The sequence below is a fragment of the Tistrella bauzanensis genome (assembly GCF_014636235.1).
GTDB classification, from domain to species: domain Bacteria; phylum Pseudomonadota; class Alphaproteobacteria; order Tistrellales; family Tistrellaceae; genus Tistrella; species Tistrella bauzanensis.
The window spans coordinates 1-4,925 of the sequence record NZ_BMDZ01000130.1; the positions used below are offsets into that span (position 1 = coordinate 1).

Annotated in this window: 3 protein-coding genes and 2 pseudogenes; 3 read left to right on the top strand and 2 right to left on the bottom strand. The window is 64.2% G+C overall.

Annotated elements, in window-relative coordinates:
* Positions 1-300: 300 nt before the first annotated feature.
* Positions 301-1,149 carry an ATP-binding protein gene (locus IEW15_RS24745; RefSeq protein ID WP_229708808.1) on the bottom strand — a complete coding sequence of 283 codons (849 nt, stop codon included), beginning with the start codon at positions 1,147-1,149 and terminating at the stop codon, positions 301-303.
* 84 nt (positions 1,150-1,233) lie between these two features.
* Here IEW15_RS24745 and IEW15_RS26200 point away from each other — a divergent pair.
* From IEW15_RS26200 to IEW15_RS24755, 3 genes and pseudogenes are all read left to right on the top strand, one after another.
* A pseudogene (locus tag IEW15_RS26200) lies at positions 1,234-1,572 on the top strand (heavy metal translocating P-type ATPase); the annotation flags it as partial.
* Positions 1,573-1,652: 80 nt separating this feature from the next.
* Positions 1,653-1,931, top strand: a complete 279-nt coding sequence (locus IEW15_RS24750; RefSeq protein ID WP_188583091.1) for a metal-sensing transcriptional repressor — start codon at positions 1,653-1,655, stop codon at positions 1,929-1,931.
* A 10-nt stretch (positions 1,932-1,941) separates the two neighbouring features.
* Entirely contained in the window at positions 1,942-3,279 is a 1,338-nt protein-coding gene (locus tag IEW15_RS24755) for a cation diffusion facilitator family transporter (protein ID WP_188583093.1), read from the top strand.
* Positions 3,280-3,505: 226 nt separating this feature from the next.
* On the opposite strand, the pseudogene IEW15_RS24760 reads toward IEW15_RS24755, so the two are convergent.
* Positions 3,506-4,727 (bottom strand): annotated as a pseudogene (locus tag IEW15_RS24760) (MFS transporter).
* Between the last annotated feature and the right edge of the window lie 198 nt (positions 4,728-4,925).

The window sequence follows — 4,925 nt, forward strand, 5'->3', positions numbered from 1 at the left end:
AATCACCGCACAATCAAAGCACCGCACGCCCCTAAACCGGATCGAACCAGACCCTTGGGGTCAACTCCGACAGGCTGCTAGGAACATGGCCTCCGCGTTCGGCGTCCGATTGGGCCTCTTCATGAGTGCGACATTAAGAACGGCTCGAAGCTTGCCCCAATGGTGCTCAGCCAGTTCCCAATGTCAGCCGCACCACCTCGCGATGGCGAAGGGCGAGTTCGCGCACGCGCACTGAAGCAGCGCCCGCGAGGGCGACGTCAGGTTTGCAGAGTCTACGCGATTCGTGACGTTACGAGCCTGTTACAGCGGCAGAACGACTCGGGCGCGCAATCCGCCATGCGGCAGATTCGACAGGGTGAGTTCGCCGCCATGGGCCTGGATGGTCGACATGGCGATCGCCAATCCGAGGCCGATCCCGCCGGTGTCGCGGCTTCTCGATTCGTCCTGGCGATAAAAGGGTTGAGTTACCTTGGCAAGCTCCAGTTCCGGGATGCCCGGGCCCTCGTCGTCAATAGCGATCTCGACTTCGTTTCCTGTCGTCCGAACGGCCGCATGCGCCCGCATTCCGTATTTGACTGCGTTGTCGAGCAGGTTCGAAAGCGCGCGCCTCAAGGCAGCCGGCCGGCATTCGAGGATCACGGAGGGCGACGGCTCCATGGCGACCGGAAGGCTGGCGTCCGCCATGTCGTCGACGATGCTGGCAAGGAGCGCGGCGACATCGTTGCGTCGTTGCGGCTCGGCCTCCGCCTCGTCGCGGGCATAAGCGAGCGTGGCCCCGATCATGCCGTCCATCTCCGCGATCGTGGCGAGCATTTTGTCGCGATCCTCGGCGCTCTCGACGCCTTCCGCCCGCAGGCGAAGCAGCGTGAGCGGCGTGCGGAGGTCGTGGGATATCGCCGCCAGCATGCGCGTCCGGTTCTCGACGAACCGGCGCAGCCGTTCCTGCATCTGGTTGAACGCGCGCGACGCCTGGCGCATCTCGGTCGTCCCAAGCTCCGGGAGCGGATCGGCGCCCACATCCTTGCCAAGACGTTCGGCGGCCCTGGCCAGCTGACCGAGCGGCGCGGTCACGCGTCGGACCGCCCAGGCCGAGATGGCCAGGACGATCACGCCCATGACTGCCATCGCCAGGAAGAAGTTCCACGACACGGCGAGCCCGGTGTCCGGTAGGGTGGTGGCGAAGGACAGCCATTGTCCGTTTCCGAGCTGTGCGGCGACTTGCAAGCCCCGCCAGGCGCCGGGGTGAACGACGCGCCGGCCCTGGCGCGTGCCAGCCTCGGCATCGCCATGGGCGCCATCGGCAGCGACGCCGCGATAGAGACCGCGGACATTGCGCTGATGACCGACGATGTCTCGAAGCTGCCCTGGCTCGTGCGGCACGCAAAGCGGACGCTTGCCGTCATCCGGCAGAACATCGTGTTCTCGCTGGGCGTCAAGGCGGTGTTCTTCGTCCTCACCTTCGTTGGCATGGCAAGCCTGTGGGGCGCGATCGCGGCGGATGTGGGCGCCTCGGTCCTGGTGGTGTTCAACGCACTCCGCCTGCTGAGGCTCGATGCGATGAAAGAAATGTGAGCTGTAACGACGACGTTAGGCGATGAAAAGGGATTACCCTGTGTCTTGACCTATCCCCTCCCCCAGGATAGGTTCAACATATGAGCGAAACACCTCTTCATCAATCCCACCCCGAGATCAACAAGCGCCTTAAGCGCGCCGAAGGCCATCTGAAGACCATCATCGCCATGATCGAGCAGGGGCGATCCTGCGTCGACATCGCCCAGCAGCTCCACGCCGTGGAGAAGGCGATCTGCAACGCCAAGAAAGCGCTCATCCACGACCATATCGACCACTGCCTTGAACAAAGCGCCGGTCCGATGGCGCGGGACGCCCGCGCGCCGATCAACGAGTTCAAGGAGATCTCCAAGTACCTTTGAGGCCACCGCGATGCTGCATTCCGCCCTGGTCTGGCTCGGTTTCGCCGAGCCCGACACTCACGCTCACGGCCATCACCACGGCCACGGCGATGCCGGCAAACATGGTCACACCCACGGCGTGATCGATCCGACGATCGCGACGACCGAGCGCGGCATCTGGGCGATCAAGTGGTCGTTCATAATCCTTGGGCTCACGGCGGCCTTGCAGCTCGTCATCGTGCTGCTGTCGGGCAGCGTGGCGCTGCTCGCCGATACGATTCACAATGTCGGCGATGCGGCCACCGCCGTGCCGCTCTGGATCGCGTTCCTGTTCGCGAGGCGCAAACCCAGCGCGCGTTTCACCTACGGGCTTGGGCGCGTCGAGGACCTGGCCGGCGTCGTGATCGTCGCGATCATCCTGTTCAGCGCGCTCGTCGCCGGCTATGAGGCTATCGACCGCTTGATCAACCCGCAGCCGATCTCGCTGCTCGGCTGGGTAGCGGTCGCCGGCGTCGTCGGCTTCCTCGGCAACGAAGCGGTCGCTGTGTATCGAATCCGAGTCGGTCGGCAGATCAACAGCGCCGCGCTCATTGCAGACGGCTATCACGCACGCACCGATGGACTGACCAGCCTCGCCGTGGTTCTCGGCGCGGTTGGCGTTTGGCTCGGCTTCCCGCTCGCCGATCCGGTCGTAGGACTGCTCATCACCATTGCCATCTTCGGCATCGTCTGGCAATCGGCCAAGGCGGTGTTCACACGCATGCTCGACGGCGTCGAACCGGGCCTCATTGAGGAAATCCGCCATGCGGCCGAACACGTCACCGCTGTGCACCGGGTTCTCGACGTGCGCGCCCGTTGGCTCGGACACCGCTTGAGCACCGAGCTTGATGTGGCGATCGACGGCGACGCCACCGTGCGCGAGGCCGAGACGGTTTCGTCCGCGATCGAGCGCCAGCTCCTCGCCCACATTCCCGCTCTATCGGTGGCGCATGTCAGGGTGCGGCCCGCCAGCGGAACAATTCACCGTCATGAGCATGCTGGGCACCACCACGCCCCGGATCCGGTTCCCGTGAGCGGCGCGTTGACGGAAGGGGTCATTGAGATCATCGACACGCCAGACGGGGAGCGCTTCAGGTTTACGGCTGCGCGGCTGACTCCTGGAACGGAGGTAGTGGTCGCGATCGATCGGCCAGACAGCCAGGTGGAAACGCTGCCGCTCGCGGCGCTGGACGACGGTCTCTCCGAGCTACTGAGCGCCGTGGCGCCTGCGGAGCCTCACGAGTTCGAGGCACGGCTGCTGTTGCAGCGAGGCGATCACAAAGAGGTCCTGCCGTTCCGCATGATCGAGCCTGCGGATCACACGCATTGAGCAACTCCGCATGTTTGACCTATCGACGGCCCTGGAGGCTGCGCCGGCAGGAAGTCGGGCAACGCTGGCTACGCAATGGCGGACGCTCGCATTCTTAGAAACCTTGCTTGTCGGCATCGCCACGCAACGTCCAAAAGAAACGATCGGAAGCCTCACGAAGCTCAACCAAATAAGGGCGGACGTGACAGGACGGGCTCTCGAATTGTGACGCCAGTTGTTGTCGAGGTCAGCCCAGTCTGCTTCTTCGCCGCCGGCCAACCAATGCGATTGTCCCAACGAGACCAGCTGCGGTAAAAGCCGCGCCGGTGAGGAATGTTGCGGAGGGGCCTATGAGTTCCCATAGAAACCCCGCGATCAGGCTCGCGAGCAAGAGCGCCACCCCGCTTGCCAGGTTGAATAGTCCGAATGCCGTCCCACGGAGGTCTGTCGGGGCCGTATCGGCAACGAGGGCTGCCAGCAGCCCTTGGGTCATGCCCATGTGCAGCCCCCCAAAGGCCAATGCCAAGCATCACACCCCAAATCCCAAGTGCGAAAGCGAGAACGATATCGGCGAGGATCAGAACGACGAAACCCGCCGCGAGCACCGGCCTTCGATCATATCGATCCGACAGCGCCCCCATTGGATAAGCCGACGCGGCGTAGACGACGTTCATCACCACCAGCACCAGTGGTATGAGCGCGAGCGACAGACCCGCGTCCTCGGCGCGCAGGATCAGGAAGGCCTCGCTGAAACGGGCGAGCGTGAGCACGGTTCCGACGGCGACAACAGCCCAGAACAGGCGGCCCAGCCGTCCAAGCTCGCTCCAGCGGATCGGAACGCGCGCCTCCGCGAGAGGTCGAGCCTGTGCCGCTTCCCGGACGCCTAGAACAAGGATGGCCACAGCGATGAGCCCGGGCACCACGGCGAGCCAGAAGACCAGGCGGAAGTCGTCAGCGAACAGAGCCATCAGCGCCATGGCAAGCAGCGGGCCGCCAAAGGCGCCGACGGTGTCGAGCGACTGCCGAAGGCCATAGGCCGCGCCACGCAGTCCGGCAGGGGCAAGATCGCCGACCAGGGCGTCGCGCGGCGCGCCGCGGATGCCCTTGCCGATGCGATCCGAGAAGCGGGCGACCAGTACCCAGGATGGCGTCGGCGCCAGCGCGAACAGCGGCTTCGATAGGGCGCCGAGCCCATAGCCGATGACGGTCAACGCCTTGCGCTTGCCAAGCCAGTCGCTGAGCCAACCCGAAAACAGCTTGGAGATCGAGGCGGTGGCTTCCCCGATGCCCTCGATGAGCCCGACCGTCACGGCGCTTGCACCCAATACGGTGACGAGGAAGACCGGCAGCAGGCTGTGGATCATCTCCGAAGAGATGTCCATGAACATGCTGACCAAACCGAGGGCCCAGATGCCATGCGGGAGTCCGGGGGAAGCGGTCTGAGCTATGGCCTGATTGGTTTTATCCATTTCGTAGATCTGAGCCCATGGCGGTAATGTCTCCAGACGATCGTTCCCTGTCCGCTGCGAGAGCGCTACGCGCCAGCGTGGTCCTCCTCGCCCAATGACCGTCCAATTCCAAGCGTTGAACCGCTCCGGGTTTGCCGGAGGCTCCAACTCTTGAGAGGATGGAGCCATGACGAAGGCTACGAACAAGTTTTCTGCAGA

Coding starts and splice junctions, on each gene's coding strand:
- IEW15_RS24750 (WP_188583091.1), top strand. CDS start 1,653: ATGAGCGAAACACCTCTTCATCAATCCCACCCCGAGATCAACAAGCGC.
- IEW15_RS24755 (WP_188583093.1), top strand. CDS start 1,942: ATGCTGCATTCCGCCCTGGTCTGGCTCGGTTTCGCCGAGCCCGACACT.